Annotated in this window: 16 protein-coding genes; 6 read left to right on the top strand and 10 right to left on the bottom strand. The window is 66.0% G+C overall.

What is annotated here, in order from left to right; all coding sequences use genetic code 11:
• Positions 1 to 107: 107 nt before the first annotated feature.
• Both G3N59_RS29915 and G3N59_RS29910 read left to right on the top strand, forming a co-directional pair.
• Complete coding sequence (locus G3N59_RS29915; RefSeq protein WP_205986446.1) at positions 108 to 569, top strand: hypothetical protein; 462 nt, start codon at positions 108 to 110, stop codon at positions 567 to 569.
• A gap of 285 nt (positions 570 to 854) precedes the next feature.
• Positions 855 to 2114, top strand: a complete 1260-nt coding sequence (locus G3N59_RS29910) for a branched-chain amino acid ABC transporter substrate-binding protein (RefSeq protein WP_205986445.1) — start codon at positions 855 to 857, stop codon at positions 2112 to 2114.
• A 52-nt stretch (positions 2115 to 2166) separates the two neighbouring features.
• Here the strand turns inward: G3N59_RS29910 and G3N59_RS29905 are convergent, their stop codons facing one another.
• Positions 2167 to 3999, bottom strand: coding sequence for a DUF3857 and transglutaminase domain-containing protein (locus G3N59_RS29905; protein WP_205986501.1), 1833 nt, complete (start codon positions 3997 to 3999; stop codon positions 2167 to 2169).
• A 135-nt stretch (positions 4000 to 4134) separates the two neighbouring features.
• Complete coding sequence (locus G3N59_RS29900; RefSeq protein WP_205986444.1) at positions 4135 to 5427, bottom strand: aminotransferase class I/II-fold pyridoxal phosphate-dependent enzyme; 1293 nt, start codon at positions 5425 to 5427, stop codon at positions 4135 to 4137.
• Positions 5428 to 5590: 163 nt separating this feature from the next.
• Between G3N59_RS29900 and G3N59_RS29895 the strand changes: the two genes are divergently transcribed.
• Positions 5591 to 6469, top strand: coding sequence for a LysR substrate-binding domain-containing protein (locus G3N59_RS29895; RefSeq protein ID WP_205986443.1), 879 nt, complete (start codon positions 5591 to 5593; stop codon positions 6467 to 6469).
• A gap of 12 nt (positions 6470 to 6481) precedes the next feature.
• Here G3N59_RS29895 and G3N59_RS29890 read toward each other — a convergent pair whose 3' ends face one another.
• The 4 genes from G3N59_RS29890 to G3N59_RS29875 all read right to left on the bottom strand — a co-directional run bounded on the left by G3N59_RS29890 (position 6482) and on the right by G3N59_RS29875 (position 10745).
• Positions 6482 to 7141, bottom strand: coding sequence for a hypothetical protein (locus G3N59_RS29890; protein WP_205986442.1), 660 nt, complete (start codon positions 7139 to 7141; stop codon positions 6482 to 6484).
• Between the two features lie 225 nt (positions 7142 to 7366).
• Positions 7367 to 8062, bottom strand: a complete 696-nt coding sequence (gene hutC / locus G3N59_RS29885) for a histidine utilization repressor (RefSeq protein WP_205986441.1) — start codon at positions 8060 to 8062, stop codon at positions 7367 to 7369.
• Positions 8063 to 8132: 70 nt separating this feature from the next.
• Entirely contained in the window at positions 8133 to 9656 is a 1524-nt protein-coding gene (gene hutH / locus G3N59_RS29880) for a histidine ammonia-lyase (RefSeq protein ID WP_205986440.1), read from the bottom strand.
• Positions 9657 to 9788: 132 nt separating this feature from the next.
• Positions 9789 to 10745, bottom strand: coding sequence for a LysR substrate-binding domain-containing protein (locus tag G3N59_RS29875; protein ID WP_205986439.1), 957 nt, complete (start codon positions 10743 to 10745; stop codon positions 9789 to 9791).
• A 111-nt stretch (positions 10746 to 10856) separates the two neighbouring features.
• Between G3N59_RS29875 and G3N59_RS29870 the strand changes: the two genes are divergently transcribed.
• Positions 10857 to 11756 (top strand): NAD-dependent epimerase/dehydratase family protein, encoded by a 900-nt coding sequence (locus G3N59_RS29870; protein ID WP_205986438.1) that lies wholly within the window; start codon positions 10857 to 10859, stop codon positions 11754 to 11756.
• A gap of 151 nt (positions 11757 to 11907) precedes the next feature.
• Positions 11908 to 12090 carry a hypothetical protein gene (locus G3N59_RS29865; RefSeq protein WP_027821027.1) on the top strand — a complete coding sequence of 61 codons (183 nt, stop codon included), beginning with the start codon at positions 11908 to 11910 and terminating at the stop codon, positions 12088 to 12090.
• 92 nt (positions 12091 to 12182) lie between these two features.
• On the opposite strand, the gene G3N59_RS29860 is transcribed toward G3N59_RS29865, so the two are convergent.
• The 3 genes from G3N59_RS29860 to G3N59_RS29850 form a co-directional block, all read right to left on the bottom strand.
• Positions 12183 to 12929, bottom strand: a complete 747-nt coding sequence (locus G3N59_RS29860) for a thioredoxin family protein (RefSeq protein ID WP_205986437.1) — start codon at positions 12927 to 12929, stop codon at positions 12183 to 12185.
• A gap of 63 nt (positions 12930 to 12992) precedes the next feature.
• Complete coding sequence (locus tag G3N59_RS29855; protein ID WP_205986512.1) at positions 12993 to 13331, bottom strand: SRPBCC family protein; 339 nt, start codon at positions 13329 to 13331, stop codon at positions 12993 to 12995.
• Positions 13331 to 13813 carry a metalloregulator ArsR/SmtB family transcription factor gene (locus tag G3N59_RS29850; protein ID WP_205986436.1) on the bottom strand — a complete coding sequence of 161 codons (483 nt, stop codon included), beginning with the start codon at positions 13811 to 13813 and terminating at the stop codon, positions 13331 to 13333. The genes G3N59_RS29855 and G3N59_RS29850 overlap by 1 nt, the downstream gene beginning before the upstream one ends.
• A gap of 93 nt (positions 13814 to 13906) precedes the next feature.
• On the opposite strand from G3N59_RS29850, the gene G3N59_RS29845 reads away from it, so the two are divergent.
• Complete coding sequence (locus G3N59_RS29845; RefSeq protein ID WP_205986435.1) at positions 13907 to 14302, top strand: hypothetical protein; 396 nt, start codon at positions 13907 to 13909, stop codon at positions 14300 to 14302.
• Between the two features lie 153 nt (positions 14303 to 14455).
• Here the strand turns inward: G3N59_RS29845 and G3N59_RS29840 are convergent, their stop codons facing one another.
• Entirely contained in the window at positions 14456 to 15877 is a 1422-nt protein-coding gene (locus G3N59_RS29840) for an NCS2 family permease (protein ID WP_205986434.1), read from the bottom strand.
• Positions 15878 to 16686: the final 809 nt, after the last annotated feature.

The following is a 16686-nucleotide window of genomic DNA, read 5'->3' as shown; positions in this document are numbered from 1 at the left end:
CATCCTATAATGCGTTCCGCATGTGCTCGCGACCGGCGCGTTCCCGTTGCGGCACTCACACGCTTTTTCCGCGTTACCCCGTTAGTCAAGAAGCAAGAGATTCACCGATGTCCGATCCCATCCGCAGCGAACAGGAAGAAACTTTCGAGCAATTGTGCCTCGCCGTCGACGGCGGCGAAACGCACGAGCAGGAAGCCATCGAATTCTTCGAAGAAAACAGCCACGAACCCGGTTTCGACGCCGCCCAGTGGCTCGATATCGCGCTTTACCATGCGCCCGACGTGGCGCGCGGCATCATCGATTTCGTCGATGCCGAAGACCGCGAGCGCAGCGACATCGCCCAGACGATCGCCGATAACCTCGACATCGCCTATGGCGACGACGACTGCCAGCGCTTCGAAGCCATCATCCGCTTCGCGCTCGCCAACGGCGTACCGGTCGATCTGGACGTGGTGCTCGACGGCTGCAACCGCGCGCTCGACGACCTCGAAGGCTGGGCCAACGAAGGCACCATGGCGCCGCTCGTGCATCTGCGCGAAACGCTGATGGCGCTGCAGTCGGGCTACTAAAGCCCCGGTCCGCACGACGCCAACCCGCGTCATGCGGGCCTGCTATATTGCATTCAGTTGCACTCAAGCCCCGCGAGCGTTTTGCCGCGGCGGCGCGGACCGCTGGAGCACGATAAAGGGGCAGCCGGTCCGGCCACGTCAAAGTCAAGCCATACCGCAAGCGCCGTCGTCAGTGCTTCGATCACTGTCTGGACCACTGTTAGCTGCCTCAGCCTGACCGGTTCAGGCCGCGCGCAACCGCAACGAACAAGAACACCGCCGCGCCGCACAGCGCCAGGAGTCACGATGAGACCGCGCCCTACGCCACGCCTCGAATCGCGCGCGCCTTCGGCCGCCCGAACGGCGCCTCGCCCATCCACTGTTTTATCCGCATTGCCCAAGCGCCATGGCGCGCGTCGCAGCGCCCTGCTTGCGCTCGCCGCGCTCGCGCTGTCGTGCACGCTCGCCGTGGCGCCCGGCGGCACCGCGCGCGCGGCCGGGCCACTCACGGTGCGCATCGGCTTCGTGGCGCCGCTCAGCGGCGACTACGCGAACTACGGCCACGACCTGCAAAACGGCGTGCAACTGGCGCTCGACGACGCCAACGCCCAGGGCATCAGGATCGGCGACCAGGTCGCGCATTTCGAACTCGTCGCCGTCGATGACCGCGCCGATCCGCGCATGGGCGTGCAGGCCGCCGCACGCCTCGCGAACGAAAACGTCGCCGCCGTGGTCGGCCACTTCAATTCCGGCACGGCGATTCCGGCCTCGCGCATCTACGAGAGCGCCGGCATTCCGATGATCGACCCCGCCGCGACCAATCCCGTCATCACCTCGCAGGGCTTCGCCAACACCTTCACGGTGATCGCCAACGACGCACAGAACGCCGGCATCGCGGGCGCGTGGGCCGTGGACGTGGTGAAGGCGCGCCGCATCGCCATCGTCGACGATCGCAGCGCGTTCGGCCAGGGCGAAGCCGATGTGTTCGAGCGCACCGTCAAGGAGCACGGCGGCAACGTGGTCGCGCGCGACTTCGCGCCCACCGACGCGGGCGACTTCGGTGCACAGCTCGCGCGCATCAAGGCCGCCGACGCCGACCTGCTCTACTTCGGCGGTCTCGCCCATCAGGCGGCCGCGCTCGTCAAGCAGATGAAGGCGCGCAGCATGAACACGCAGTTCGTGGGCGGCGGCGGCGTGGCGCTGCCCGATTTCGTGCAACTGGCCGGTGCGGCCGGCGAAGGCGCGATGGCCTGGGAATACGGCCGCCCGCTCGCGCAACTGCCCGAAGGCCCGCGTTTCGCGCAGAAGTTCAAGAGCCGCTTCGGCACCGATGTGCTCGGTTACGCGCCGTTCGGCTATGACGCGACCTGGGCCGCGATTCACGCGATGACGGCGGCCAAATCGGCGAATCCCGATGTGTTTCGCGCCGCGCTCAAAACACTGACCTTCGACGGCGTGACCGGCCACATCGCATTCGATGCGACCGGCGCGCTCAAGAATGGCGCATCGACGCTCTATCAGGTCAAGCAAGGCGCCTGGGTGCCGGTGACGACGCGCGGCGGCTGAACGGTTCTGTTACCGCGCTGTTACTGCGTTGTTCCCTTAGCCAGCCGGTCGCTCAAGGCGCTTTCGCGCGCACGACGATCTGCGCGTGCGCGTCGCGCTGCATGCGCAACAGCGCCTCGCGCATCTGCGCGAACTGCTCGGGCGTGCACATCTGCCGCCCAAAATGCGCCGACATCCGGCGCGAAATCTCCACCGTGCGCGTCGCCGCATCGAACATGTAATGCGCGCTGTAGTCGAGCGGCGCGATGCTCGCCTGCATATCGCGCGGCAGATCGGTCACACGCGCAAACGCGGGCAGCACGATGCGCGCATGTTCCTCGTAATCCCCGCTGATACACGCCCACGGTTGCGTGCGCTGCTGCACGGCCAGCCAGTTGTCGAGCTGCGTGGCGATGCCGCCCGAAAGACTGCTCAAGGCCGGCAGCGCCGTGGTGCCGTCGGGCCAGACGACGTGGTCGAGCACGCCGTCCATCGTGGTCGCAAACGGGCCGCTGGTGAGCGCGGTGGCGCTCGTGACCAGATGCGCCGTGCCCGCCAGCCCGGTCTGACGCAGACGCTGCGCGGCGATCAGTTGCGCGGCCTGATGCGTCGCGCGGCGAAAGGTATTGCGCTCGGGCTCCGCGCCCGCGCCCACATCTTCCGCACGATAGCGATACGACGCGTTGCCGTCCTCGCCCACGTCGATATCGAGTTGCGCCGATCTCGCGCGCGGCTGGGTCGCGGGCGTCCGCACCAGCACGCCTTCATCGATGAGCAGCGCCGGGCGGTCCATCACGCCCGCCGGCAAAAAACCGAAGGCAACGCCGCCCGACGAGGTATCGGCGAACACGCCCAGATCGGGCAGCCACGCGATGATGTGATTGATCGCCTCCTCGCCGTAACCCGGCACCGCCGGCAGCGAATACACCGGCCCGAGGTTCAGCAGCGCGCCCTCGGCGCGGATGCCCACGGCCGCCAGCAGCGCCGTGAACAGCGCGACGTGATCCTTGCAGTCGCCATAACGGTCGCGCAGGATGTCGACCGCGCGATGCGGCGCGGCAGCCGTCTGGCCGAGAAAGAGCGCGACGTAGCGGATATTCAGCCGCATCCAGTCGTAGATGCGCGCGGCCTTCTCGCGCGGATCGGCGATCCCTGCCGTGAGCGACTGCGCAAAGGCGGCGATGGCGGGATCGGTCGCGGTGACATCGGCGGCGGCTTCGCGGTAACGCGCGGCGAAGCTCGCGTAGTCGGGCACCGTGGTCACCATCAGACGCGCGCCCCAGTTCACGCGCGCGACGGCGCCCGCTTCCAGCGGCACCGGCTGGCCCTGGCGAAAATCGAAGGTGTAGCGGGTGCGGCCGTTTTCGGTGACGGGCGCGAGCGCATCGAAGCCGCGCGCATCGGCGTAAAGCGGCACATCGGCGGGCAGATCGAAGATCAGGCGCTGGAACGCGACCGGCTCGCCAGGCGGCTCGACGAAATACGCGAACGTGCCCGCCTGGAGCGCCTGCGCGCGGCGTTTGGCGAACACCAGCCGCACGCGCGCGCCCGGCTGCACGCCGGGGAAAATCACGGTGCGCAGCACGCCGTCCTGAAACGTGGGCGCGCCTGCCGAACGCGGCTCCTGCACGTCGCGGATGCTGCTCGCGCCAACCTCGTGCGCGCTGCCATCAGGGTCGATGGTCTGCGCGGACAGTGCCGTGATCGTTTCGATATCCTTATTGAACCAGACGTAGCGCTGCGCCACGGCATCGACGCCGGCGGTGGTGTTGGCGCGCATCGTCGAATCGTCGTGCTCCTCGACCGAGCCGTCTTTCTGGATCACGAACAGATGGACGTCGCGCTCCAGCGTGGCGGGCGGCAGGTCGAGATCGGCGGACGTCTGGGCGTGCGCGCCCGTCAGCATCAACGCGCCCGCACAGGCGAGCGCGCGTGACAGGCGTGCGACGGTGAATCGGGGCGAAGCGGACACCGGAACCTCGGGACGAAGGGACGCGCCTGTCGTTTTAGCACATCGGCGCGGGCGCTCCCCCGCCGTCGTTCAGGCGGTCGCTTCTTCGTGCGCTTCTTCATGCATTTCAATCGCACGCAACACCGAAAGCGCGATGCCGTGCGCCGCCAGCCGCACCTCGTCGAGCGACGGAAACGACGGCGCGATACGCAAATGGCTGTCCTGCGCATCGACGCCATAGGGGAACGCGGCACCGGCCGGCGTGAGCACGAGCCCGGCCTCGCCCGCGAGTTCGACCGTGCGCCGCGCCGTGCCCGGCGGCACGAACAGACTGATGAAATAGCCGCCTTGCGGCCGGTTCCAGTGCACGCCCGGCACCTGAGCAAGACGCGCGCGGAACACCTCGTCCACGGCGGCGAATTTCGGCGCGAGCAGCGCGCGATGACGCGCCATCAACGCTTCGAGCGTCGCCTTGTCGCGCAGATAGCGCACGTGGCGCAACTGGTTGAGCTTGTCCGGCCCGATCGTGCGCGCCGAAACACTGCGCTGCCACCAGGCCACGTTGCGCGGCGAGGCCGCCAGCCACGCCATCGCGCCGCCCGCGATCGTCACCTTCGAGAGCGAGGCGAACATCAGCACGCGATCGGCGTGTCCGGCCGCCGCGCTCGCCGCCATGACGTCGAGCGTGGTGTGCGCCGCATCGCCCAGATGATGGAAGCGATAGGCGTCGTCCCAGAACAGGCGGAAATCCGGTGCGGCGGTTGGCATCGCGGCGAGCCGCTGCACGACTTCATCGGCGTAGATCGCGCCCGTCGGGTTGCTGTAGAGCGGCATGCACCACATGCCCTTGATCGACGCGTCCTCGCGCACCCGCGCTTCCACGATGTCCATATCGGGGCCGTCGTCGCGCATGGGCACGGCAATCATGCGCACGCCCAGCGCTTCGCAGATCGCGAAGTGACGGTCGTAGCCCGGCGCGGGACAGAGAAACGCGATATCGCCCTGCGCGCGCCACGGCGTACCGCGCTGAGCGTCAGCCCCTTGCTCGCCTTGCGGTACGCCATGCAGCAAGGCGAACGCCATCGCGTCGTGCATCAGTTCGAGGCTCGAATTGCCGGCCGCCACCACCTGCGCGGCCGCCACGCCGAGCAGTTCGCCGCCCAGTTCGCGCGCTTCGGGCAGGCCCAGCAACAGGCCGTAATTGCGGCAATCGAAGCCGTCGGCGGCGCGATATCCGGCCTTGCCCGCTTCGTCGATCAAGGCCTGCGAGAGATCGAGCTGCTCCGGCGCGGGCTTGCCGCGCGACATATCCAGACGCATCTGCAGTTGCTGGAATCGTTCGTAGTTCAAAGTATCTGGCGAGCTTGACGAGCTGATCGACATCGCGTTTCCCGGTCTCGAGGGTCAATGAAATGATGCGAAAGATGCGGCGAACCGAGACCAGCATACGGGCGTCGCCATCTTCAGACAAACGCGTTATATTGAACTTTTCAATCAGATTTTCTGATTGAAATCCCGTCATCGTTTCGATTTTGACCCCGATTTCATGAAGACCCTCGACCTCGACGTCCTGGCCATGGTGGTGGCCGTCGCCGACGCCGGCAGTTTCGTGCGCGGCGCGGCGATCGTGCACCGCTCGCAGGCGGCCGTATCGATGCAGATCCGCGCGCTCGAAGAGGCGATCGGCAAGCCGCTCTTTATTCGCGCGCCGCGCAACGTCACGCCCACGCCCGACGGCCATACGCTGATCGGCTATGCGCGGCGCATGCTGGCGCTGCGCGACGAGGCCTGGGCGACGCTGGCGCACCCGGAGGTCAAGGGCCGCGTGTCGATCGGCATGCCCGACGATTACGCGTCCTCGCTATTGCCGCCGGTGCTGCGCAAGTTCTCGGCGAACTGGCCGAAGGTGGAGATTCAGGTGGTGGGGCTGCCGAGCAGCGCGCTTGCGCCGCTGGTGCGCGAAAACAAGATCGATCTGGCCTGCGTGACGGGCACGACGGGTTCGGGCGGCCTCGCGGGCGAATTTATCCGCTTCGAACCGATGGTCTGGGCCGGGCCGCCCGCCACGGCAACGGCGGCAATCGGCCGTGAAATCTGGCGCGAACGACCGCTGCCGATTGCGCTTTTCAGCGCGGGCAGCGTGGCGCGCGAGAACGCCATCGAGGCGCTGGAGCGCGAGCGCATCACCTATCGCACCTCATACGAAAGCCCGAGTCTGATGGGCTTGTGCAGCATGGTGGCGGCCGGTCTGGCGATTGCGCCGCTGGCCCGCTGCGCGGTGCCGGAGACCTTCGTGACGCTGGGCCGCCAGCACGGCCTGCCCGAGTTGCCGGAACTCGAAGTGGTGCTGGCGCGCAGCGCGCGCTCGAATCGCCCGCCGTGCGACTTTCTCGCCGAGCAGATTCTGGCGGAACTGCGGGTTTGATCGGATCGGCGCTCAGGGTTCGTCTTCTTCGCCGGAGCGTGTGAGCAGCGCGTGCAGGCGCGAAACGTGGCGTAACAGCAACTCGCGGTGCTTCTCGATCTGTTCGAGCCGCCCTTCCAGATCGGCGCGGGCGCGCTCGTCGGGTTCGGCCTGGGCGATGACATCCTCGATGCGCGCGCGCAAGGTGCCCGGCTCCACCGGCAGCATGCTCAGGTGACGTTCGAGCTTGCGCACGTCCTGTGCGGCCAGTTCGCGAATCTTGCGCGTGCCTGCCGGGCGCTTCGCGGCACCTGGCGTTGCGTTGCTCTCCAAGCGCGCGCCCGGCCGCTGCCCGAAAATCGGCTCCGCGCGCAGCACCGGCGCCTTGCGCACCGGATGCGCCGTGCCACGAAAGCGCGCGTGCGGCGTTTCATCGGCGATCGCGGCGCGCGCCTGCGGCGGCACCTCGCCCTCGTGGCTATCGTCCATCCAGCCTTCTGGCAGGCCCGTGACGGCTTCCACGCCGCGCACGAACTCCGCGCTGAAGTCGCGCCTTCCGGACACGATCAGCTTCATATAGCTCTCGGAAAACGTCATCATCCGCGCGAGCCGCGTGACCGCGCCCACTTCGCGAGTGAGCATCGCGAGATTCGCGCGCCACACGGGCATGAGCGTTGCGCCGGAATCTTCCATCGCCCAAAACCTCCCTTGCGGGCCATCACCAACAGGCCGATGTCTCAAGGTTAGCTGCATTGCAAGGCAGGATGCAACCCGCGTACGAATCGTTGCAATCGAAAGGGAAATGAGAGAAACGCGATTTCGTCCGCTAAAAAGCGGGGTCGAAACGAAAGATGGGCACCGCGAATATGCTTCGGAGTCCGTGACAAACTACGCGTTCGCGTCACGCGACGACGCGTTTCAGAAGTGCCCGGTAAAGCGATAGCGGCTGCCCGGATGCCAGAGATTCGCCACCGATGCCACCGCCTGGCGCGACCACGTGCGGCGATGCAGCACGAGACAGGGCTCGGCGGCTTTCATCGCCAGATGGGTGCGGGTGTCGTCCTCGGGCGCGAGCGCCTCGATGCGGTATTCGACGCGCTGCAAAGGCGCGACGCGCACGAGATACTGATTCGGCGTGATGTTCGTGAAGTCCTGCGCCGTATAGTCGGGCGCGAGCGCGGGATTGACCCAGCGTTCTTCGAGCTGCACCGGCTCGTCGTTTTCGAAGTGCAGCAGGCGCGAGCGGAACAGCGTCGCGCCTGCGCGCAGATTCATTTCATCGGCCAGCGCGTCGTCGGCGTCGATGCTGCCGATCTCCAGCACCTGGGCGTGATAGGCGTGACCGCGCGCGAGGATCTCGTCGGAGATACTGCGGATCGCCACCAGCGTCGATTCGTACTTCGGCCGCGCGACGAAAGTGCCCGCGCCCTGCACGCGCGTGAGCACCTGCTCGGCGGTCAGTTCGCGCAGCGCGCGGTTCACGGTCATGCGCGCGACCTTGAAGTCGCGCGCAAGCTCGTTCTCCGACGGCACCTGGTCGCCCTCACCCCACTCGCCCGCATGAATGCGCGCGAGGATGAAGTCCTTGATGCCTTGATAGGCGGGGGCGTTCATCGCGGGTTCGATCCGGCGGCGGCGGGCTTCGATCGAAACCCGCGGCCGCAGGTCACGGTTCTCACAGCGCTTACTGCGCCTGCGATTCGAACGCGAACGGGCTATGCGCCGCGATCGCGCCGTCCTGCACGAGCTTCGTGATGGCCGCGATATCCGGCGCGAAGTAGCGGTCCAGATCGTAATGCGGCACTTCGGCGCGCACGGCCTGCATCACGCGATGCAGCGCCGGGCTGGTCGAATGCGGCGCACGCAGATCCACGCCTTGAGCCGCGGCCAGCAACTCGATCGAGAGAATGTTGGCGGTGTTCTCGGCGATATCGGCGAGCTTGCGCGCGGCGAAGGTGGCCATCGACACGTGGTCTTCCTGATTCGCCGAAGTCGGCAGCGAATCGACCGAAGCCGGGTGCGCGAGCGTCTTGTTTTCCGATGCGAGCGCCGCCGCCGTCACGTGCGCGATCATGAAGCCCGAGTTCACACCGCCGTCCTTGACGAGGAAAGGCGGCAGACCCGAAAGCGTCGCGTCGATCAGCAGCGCGATGCGGCGCTCGGCCAGGGCGCCGATTTCAGCGGCGGCCAGCGCGAGGTTGTCGGCGGCGAACGCCACCGGCTCGGCGTGGAAGTTGCCGCCCGAGAGGACTTCGTGCGTTTCCGGGAAGATCAGCGGATTGTCCGACACCGCGTTGGCTTCGATCAGCAGCACGTTGGCCGCGTGGCGCATCTGGTCGAGACACGCGCCCATCACCTGCGGCTGGCAGCGCAGCGAATACGGGTCCTGAACCTTGCCGCAGTCGCGGTGCGAGAGATTGATCGCCGAGCCTTCGAGCAGCGCGCGGTACGACGCCGCCGCTTCGATCTGGCCGCGATGGCCGCGCAGTTCGTGGATGCGTGCGTCGAACGGCTTGACCGAACCGGCGGCCGCGTCCACGCAGAGCGCGCCCGAAACCAGCGCCGTGCGGTACAGGTCTTCGATCGCGAACAGGTTGTAGAGCGCGAGCGCGGCGGACGCCTGCGTGCCGTTGAGCAGCGCGAGCCCTTCCTTGGCCTGCAGCGCGAGCGGCTTGAGGCCGGCGGCGGCGAGGCCCGCTTCGGCGCTGGCGCGCTCGCCGCGGATGAACACTTCGCCGATGCCCAGCAGCACCGCCGACATATGCGCGAGCGGCGACAGATCGCCCGATGCGCCCACCGAACCCTTGACGGGAATCAGCGGCAGCACGTCGGCGTTAAACAGCGTGATCAGCGCGTCCATCACTTCGCGGCGGATGCCCGAATGACCGCGACCGAGGCTCGACAGCTTGAGCGCCATCAGCAGACGCACGACCGGACGCGACATCGGCTCGCCCACGCCCACGGCGTGCGAGAGCACCAGATTGCGCTGCAGCAGTTCGAGCTGGTCGGTCGGGATATGCGTGCTCGCGAGGCGGCCGAAACCCGTGTTGATGCCGTAGGCGGGCTCGCCCTTGGCCGTGATGTCGGCGACGGCGCGCGCGCAGGCGTCGATGGCGTCGAAGCTCGCCGGATCGAGTTCGAGTTTCACCGATTCGCGTGCGATTTGGCGCAGTTGCGGCAGGGTCAGATGGCCGGGCGTGAGGAGCATGATCGAATCCTGTCTATACAAGTGACGGGCAGTCTAGCCTGGCGCGCCTGTATAGACAACTCCGACATGCAGCGGCGCGGCCTGGGACTATCCACTAGCCCGATCCGGCAGCCCGACGCCGCCTTTGCGCACTTAAAGCGCCAGCCGGCCGGCGATGAACGCCAGGAAGCACTGCACGCGCGCGGCCAGCGCGGCGCTGCGGTAGTAGACCGCGTGGATCGGCTGACGCTCGGCGAGCAGCGCGTCGTCGAGCACGGTGACGAGGCGGCCGGCCGCGCGGTCGGCGGCGGTCATGAAGTCGGACAGGCAGGCAATGCCCGCATCGCCCAGCGCGAGCTGACGGATGGTCTCGCCGCTCGATGCCGACAGCGCGGGCTGGATCGCGAGGCCTTCGTTGGCTTCGTCGCCGAATAGCGCGCCTTGCTGTGCGCCTTGTTGTGCTTCGGTATCGGCATCGCTGCGCGCGGCTTGCAGGCGCAGCGGCCAGCGGTTCAACTGCTGCGGCGCCGTGAAACCGATCAGCCGATGCCCGCGCAAGGCGTCGAGCGTGCGCGGCGTGCCGTGCGCCTTGAGATACGCGGGACTGGCCACCACGCGCCGCCGGCTCACGCCGAGCGAGCGCGCATGCAGCGTCGAATCCTGCAGCGCGCCGATACGAATCGCAATATCCACGCGCTGTTCCAGCAGATCGACGATGCGTTCGTTGCTCGTCAGTTCGAGCTGGATGTCCGGGTAACGCGCGGCAAAGGCCGCCGTGTGCGGCACGATGCAATGGAGCATGAACGGCGTGGCCGCATCCACGCGCAAGCGCCCGGATGGCTGTTCGCGATGACGCGTGACGGCCTCCTCGGCGTCTTCCATCGCCGCGAGAATGGTGCGCGCGCGTTCGAGAAAGAGTTCGCCCTCTTCGGTCAGTTGCAGGCGGCGCGTGGTGCGCAGAATCAGCGCGACGCCAAGCTGCTTTTCGAGCCGCGTGAGCGCGCGGCTCACGCCTGAAACGGTCTGCTGGAGTTTTTCGGCGGCGGCGGTGATCGACCCCGCATCGATCACGGTGACGAATACGAGCAATTCGTCGGTGGAGGTTTTCATTATTGATCCGCAGTCAAGATTCATTTGAGACTAACACGGTTTTTGCAAGACGCGAATGCCGCGATACTCACTGCCAGACTCAATGGATCAATGGAAAACGCAGGAGTAACCATGAAAGTATTTGTGACGGGCGCAGGCGGTTTTATCGGCGGCACGATTGCGGCGCATCTGGTGCGCGCGGGCCATGAAGTGCGCGGCCTCGTGCGCCGCGAGGAACAGTTCGGCGCGCTCGCAGCGCTGGGCATTGCGCCCGTGGCGGGCACGCTCGACGACCGCGATCTGCTGATGCGCGAAGCGCGCGCCGCCGACGCCGTGATCAACGCCGCCAGCAGCGACCATCGCGGCGCGGTGCAGGCGCTGCTCGACGCGCTCGAAGGCTCGGGCAAGACGCTGCTGCATACGAGCGGGTCGAGCATCGTCGGCGATGCTTCGGGCGGCGAAGCCACCGACAAGATCTATTACGAAGACGCCCTGCCCGCGCCGACGCCCGACAAGGCGCCGCGCGTGGCCATCGACGATCTCGTGCTGGCCGGCGCGCAGCGCGGCGTGAAGAGCGCGGTGCTCTGCAACACGCTGATTTACGGCGTGGGCGCGGTGCCCGATACGGCCAGCGTGCAGTTGCCGCGCTTGATCCGTCAGGCGCAAAAGAGCGGCGTGATGCGTCATGTCGGGCGCGGTCTGAACATCTGGTCGAACGTGCATGTCGACGATGTGGCCGAGCTTTATCGGCTCGCGCTCGAGAAAACGCCTGCGGGCACGTTCTATTTCGTCGACAGCGGCGAAGCGGACTTCCGCACCATGACGGCCGCGCTCGCGCAGAAGATGGGTCTGGGCGCGCCGCAGGACTGGCCGCTCGAACAGGCTATCGAGGAATGGGGCTACGAAATGGCGTCGTATGGTCTGGGCTCGAACAGCCGGGTGCGCGGCGAACGCGCGCGCAAGCTGCTGGGATGGACGCCGCAACGCACCTCGGTCACGGACTGGATCCGCGACGAAATGCCCGTGGGTTGAGGCATCGTCTTCAGTCCCGTCTGAAGTTCGACGCAAAAATAAGTGGGCTGCACCACACTATTGTTGCTTATCCGTAAGGTCAATCCGATAAAATCGCGCCGGTTTGCACTACCCGCCGGCGCGTTCTTTGGCCCGGCACCCGGATACGCCGATGCTCCTCGCGCTGAACTTCGACTGGCTGACCAATCTGCTCGCCATTCTGTTCGTGGTTGCGTGCCTCTACGACGCGCGCTACGACGAATATGGCACGTTGACGCTCGCCGCCGCTGCGATGGGACTCATCGTGATGGCGATCGAAGTGTTGTTGCGGCCTGCCTTCGAGATGTCGCTCTAGCGCAGGCGCGCTGTCGATTTCGTTGTGCTTATAATCGACGCTTTTCGCCTACGCTTACAGGCACATTTCTTCTGCTTTACATCCCTCGCAAGCTATGAAGGCTTCTGCTCGTGCGCACAGCACGCGTGCGCCTGTGCGCTGTCTTCGTAGCGGTCGTGATGGCGCATCCATTCGCGCATATCCTTCTCTTCGTTGCGGCCCTTCGGCGTGAATTCGAGCATCGCGTAAGTGCCCAGCGCCATCTCCACGCCTCGCGCATACGCCGAATACGTGTGATACACCTTGCCCTGTTCATCGCGATAGAACGCGCTGATGCCGGGCAATTCGTCGCTCATATAGTCCTGCTCGACGTAGTTGTAAATGGCCTTGCCGCGCGCCTTGTCGGCTTCGCTGAACGAAACGCGATAGTCGAAATTGAAGTCGCTGCCGTTCGACGAGACCCACGGAAAATGCCAGCCCATGCGCTTTTTAAAGGCCTCGATCTTCGCGAGCGGCGCGCGCGAAACGGCGACATAAGTGACGTCGTGATGCTCGAGATGCGTGAGCATGCCGTCCACGTGATCGGACAGAAACGAGCAGCCTGGACACCCCTCTTCCCAATCCGGGCCCAGCATGAAGTGGTAAGTCAGCAACTGGCTGCGCGGGCCGAATAACTGCGCCAGCGTGCGCGAGCCTTGCGGCGTGTCGAACGTATAGGTTTTCTCCACTTTCACCCAGGGCAGCGCCATGCGCTTTGCCACCAGCGCGTCGCGCGCGTGCGTAAAGGCGCGTTCTTCGGCAAGCAGCGCCTCGCGCGCCGCCATCCATTCGGCCTCCGAAACAATCTTGTGCGATTCCATCGTGTCTGCCTCCTTGCGGGTTTGCATCGATAAAACGGCGCTGTGGATGCACCGTTCACGCCATCATTCGAACAGTTCCACCAGATGATCGAGCGCGCTCGACCAGCCTTCGCGGTGCGAGTCACGGGCTTCTTCGTCGAAGAAACGTTCGTGGCGCAGCGTCAGTTCCGTGGTGCTGCCGTCGGCGCGCAGCGTGAGCGTCACGCGCGATTCGCGCTCGGGCGTGCTGCGCCAGGCCCACGTGAATACGAGTTTCGATTCCGGCACGACTTCCAGATAGCGGCCGCTTACGTCATGTTCTTCGCCATCCGGCGAGCGCATCAGGACGCGAAAGCGCCCGCCTGGCCGCACATCGGCCTCGGCGTGCAGGCAGATCGTGTCGAGCGGATGCATCCAGCGCATCAGTTGCGCGGCTTGCGTCCATGCCGCGTAGACCTTCGCGGTGCTCGCGTTGATACGGCGCCGGAGGATGAGGCTGGGGGCACCGGCGTGAGCGCCTGTGTTTGCGTTGGTGTTTGCAGCGCCGGCTGGAGCAGCGTCGGGTTGGGTTGACATGGGTCTTCCTCCACGAATGCGGCCAGACGATCGAGCGCTGCGCTCCAGAAGCGTTCGTAGTGCGCGAGCCACTGCATCGCGTCCTCCATCGGCCCCGCCGCGAGACGGCACGCCACCGTGCGCCCGGTCTTCTCGCGCGTGACGAGACCGGCTTCCGCGAGCACGTCCAGATGCTTCATGACCGCGGGCAGCGACATCGCAAACGGCTGCGCGAGCGCGCTCACCGACAGCACGTCCTGCTGCGCAAGGCGCGCGAGCAAGGCCCGCCGCGTGGGGTCCGCGAGCGCCGCGAAGGTGCGGTTCAGCGCGTCGTCTTCATACTTAACCATGTGGTTTAGCATAGGTCGCATCGCGCCGATGTCAAGCTCGCCCGCCACGCTACTAGAATGACGGTTCGCCCCCTTCACCTGCCCCGCCTGCCCATGCCGTCCAGAATCCGCAACTCGCTGCTCTGGATCTTCGACGCCTTCGAGCGCGAAGCCACCTACGTGCGCAAGCCGATGTTCGGCTGCGACGCCGCCTATGTGGACGGCCTGCTCTGCCTGATCGCCGCCGACCGCGCGAAGCCCTTCAACGGTCTGCTGGTGGCCACCTCGCGCGAGCAGCACGCCGCGCTGATCGAATCGTTTGCCGCGCTGCGTGTGCATCCCGTGCTCGGCAAATGGCTGTACGTGCCGCAGGACGACGAGGCTTTCGAGGACACCGCCGAAGCGCTCGTCGCGCTCGTGCTTGCGCGCGATCCGCGCATCGGCGTCGAACCCAAACCGCGCAAGCGCAGCGGCGGCGGCGGCCGCAACAACAGCATCCTGCCGGGATAAGCGCATTGCGCGCGGCCCCGGAATGCCGCACGGCCCGCGCCGCAGCAAAGCGGACGCGGGCCGTGAAGCCGGCAGGACGGGCCGCCAGGCGTTCCGTCTTGCCGATGGCGGACCATCGATATCAATGACGCGGTGACAGCTGCGTGCAATGCATCAGATAGCCCAGCCGCCCAGGTAGAACGTCGCGAGCACCACGGCGATGATCACCGTGCCGACGTTGAGTTTCTTGATCTCGCCGCTGACGACGCGGCCGATCACCAGCGTCGAAAAGCCCAGCATGATGCCCGTGACGATATTCGCGGTCAGCACGATAAACACGGCGCACACGAGGCCCGCCATCGAATCGACCATGTCTTCCATATCCAGACGCGCGACGCTCGACAGCATCATCAGGCCGACGTACATGAGCGCCGGCGCCGTGGCGTAGGACGGCACCAGACCCGTGAGCGGCGCGAAGAACATCACCGCGAGGAACAGCAGGCCCACGAGCGCCGCGGCCAGACCCGTCTTGGCGCCCGCCGCCACACCGACTGCCGATTCGATATACGCCGCCGCCGGCGCGCCACCGAAGAAGCCCGAGAAAATCGAGCTGACCGAGTCGGCCGTCAGCGCGCGGCCGCCGTTGATGATGCGGCCATTCGCGTCGAGCTGGCCCGCCTGCCCGGCCACGGCGCGGATCGTGCCGGTCGCATCGAACACGGCGGTCATCACGAGTGCGAGCACGCTCGGCAACACCGTGAGCGAGAGCGCGCCCTTGATGTCCATCGCGCCGATCAGCGAAGCATGACCCGGCGCCGACAGCGACGGCCACGCAAACACGCCATGGAATTGCACGGCCGGATCGAGCGCAAGACCGAGCGCCGAAATCGCCACGATCACGATCAGGATCGAGCCCGGCACGCGACGGCGCACGAGGCCGAAGATCGCCGCGAGACCGATCACCGACATGATCACCGGCAGCGACGTGATATGGCCGAGCGACACCGGCAGACCCGCGCCGGGATTCTTCACCACGAGGCCCACATCGTTGGCCGCGATCAGCAGCAGGAACAGCCCGATGCCGATGCCCGTGCCGTGCGCGATGCCGTGCGGCAGATTGCGCAGAATCCACGAGCGCACGCCGGTCACGGAAATCGCCGTGAATACGAGGCCCATCAGGAACACCGCGCCGAGCGCGACTTCGGGCTTGAGGCCCTTGCCGAGCACCAGACCGAAGGCGGTGAACGCAGTCAGCGAAATCGCGCAGCCGATGGCGATCGGCAGGCGCGCCCACAGCCCCATCAGCAGCGAGCCGAATGCGGTGGTCAGACACACGGCGACAAATACGGCGCTGGTGTCGAAGCCCGCCTTGCCGAGCATGCCCGGCACGACGAACACGGAATACACCATCGCAAGGAAGGTGGTGACGCCGGCAATACACTCCTGGCGCACGGAACTGCCGCGCTGGAGGATGCCGAAATATCGGTCGAGAAAGCCGCTTGCTTCGGCGAGGGTTTCATCGACTTCGCTGTCGCGAAGGGCCGGGTCGGTCAGGCTTGCTACGTCCGACAACGGCTGTGCGTGCGGTTCCATCATGGTGAGTGCCTCCTTTATCAGCATGCTGAAACGGTCCCGCATCTCCTTGGGGAGCCGTCATCAGGTTCGTCTCGCAGGTTTTTGACTTGTGGGTGTCGACGCACAGCCAGATGCGCTCTTTTGGCGCATGTCTATTTTTGAAGTCTGTTTTGACATCTTTTGACAGGTTCGAAGGTTAGGCCAAGGCGTCATAGGCTCCCATCGCGAGAATCGCATTGAGGTCATGCCGCGATGCTTATATCGCCGTATGCAAGGCGCACCGGGTCGCCGGGCTTGGCGTATACCCCGGTGCGATTCAGGGCATTCGCGGTGCGCGGCCGCCGGGCGCGCGGTTTGCTGGGGTCGGTTCAGGACCGGTTCAATCGGCCGACGGGAAAGCGGCGAAATAAGCCAGGCGCATTGCTGACGGATTGCCGAATGCGCTTTTAATTACAGTTCTTTCAAACAGGCCAGTATGAACGGCAAATCTGCAGTGAATCGGCGGGCAAACCGGCAGATTTTTGCTGGCCGAATAACGGTTGATCAGCGGCTGATTAATGGCTGCTCAATGGCTGATTAAGGCGAATGACCGCCCCATGCGGGTTAAACTCTCACGACCCGGTTTTCCCCCGCCGCGCGCCCAGCGCCGGCCGCTCCTGGAGTTTCTGTAGATGAGAGGCGGTTTCGCACGTCCTGCTGTATCCCTGACATTCGAACTGCTCGCCCATGCCACCTACGATGGCGAAGGCCAGTTTCCCGCACTGCCGGACCTCGCCGCCAATCTCAAACACGGCAACGCCGTACTCGCCAGTTTCGCCGACGAAACCCGC

The organism is Paraburkholderia sp. Ac-20340 (genome assembly GCF_017104965.1).
Classification (GTDB): Bacteria; Pseudomonadota; Gammaproteobacteria; order Burkholderiales; family Burkholderiaceae; genus Paraburkholderia.
This window is presented reverse-complemented; position numbering and strand designations above follow the sequence as displayed.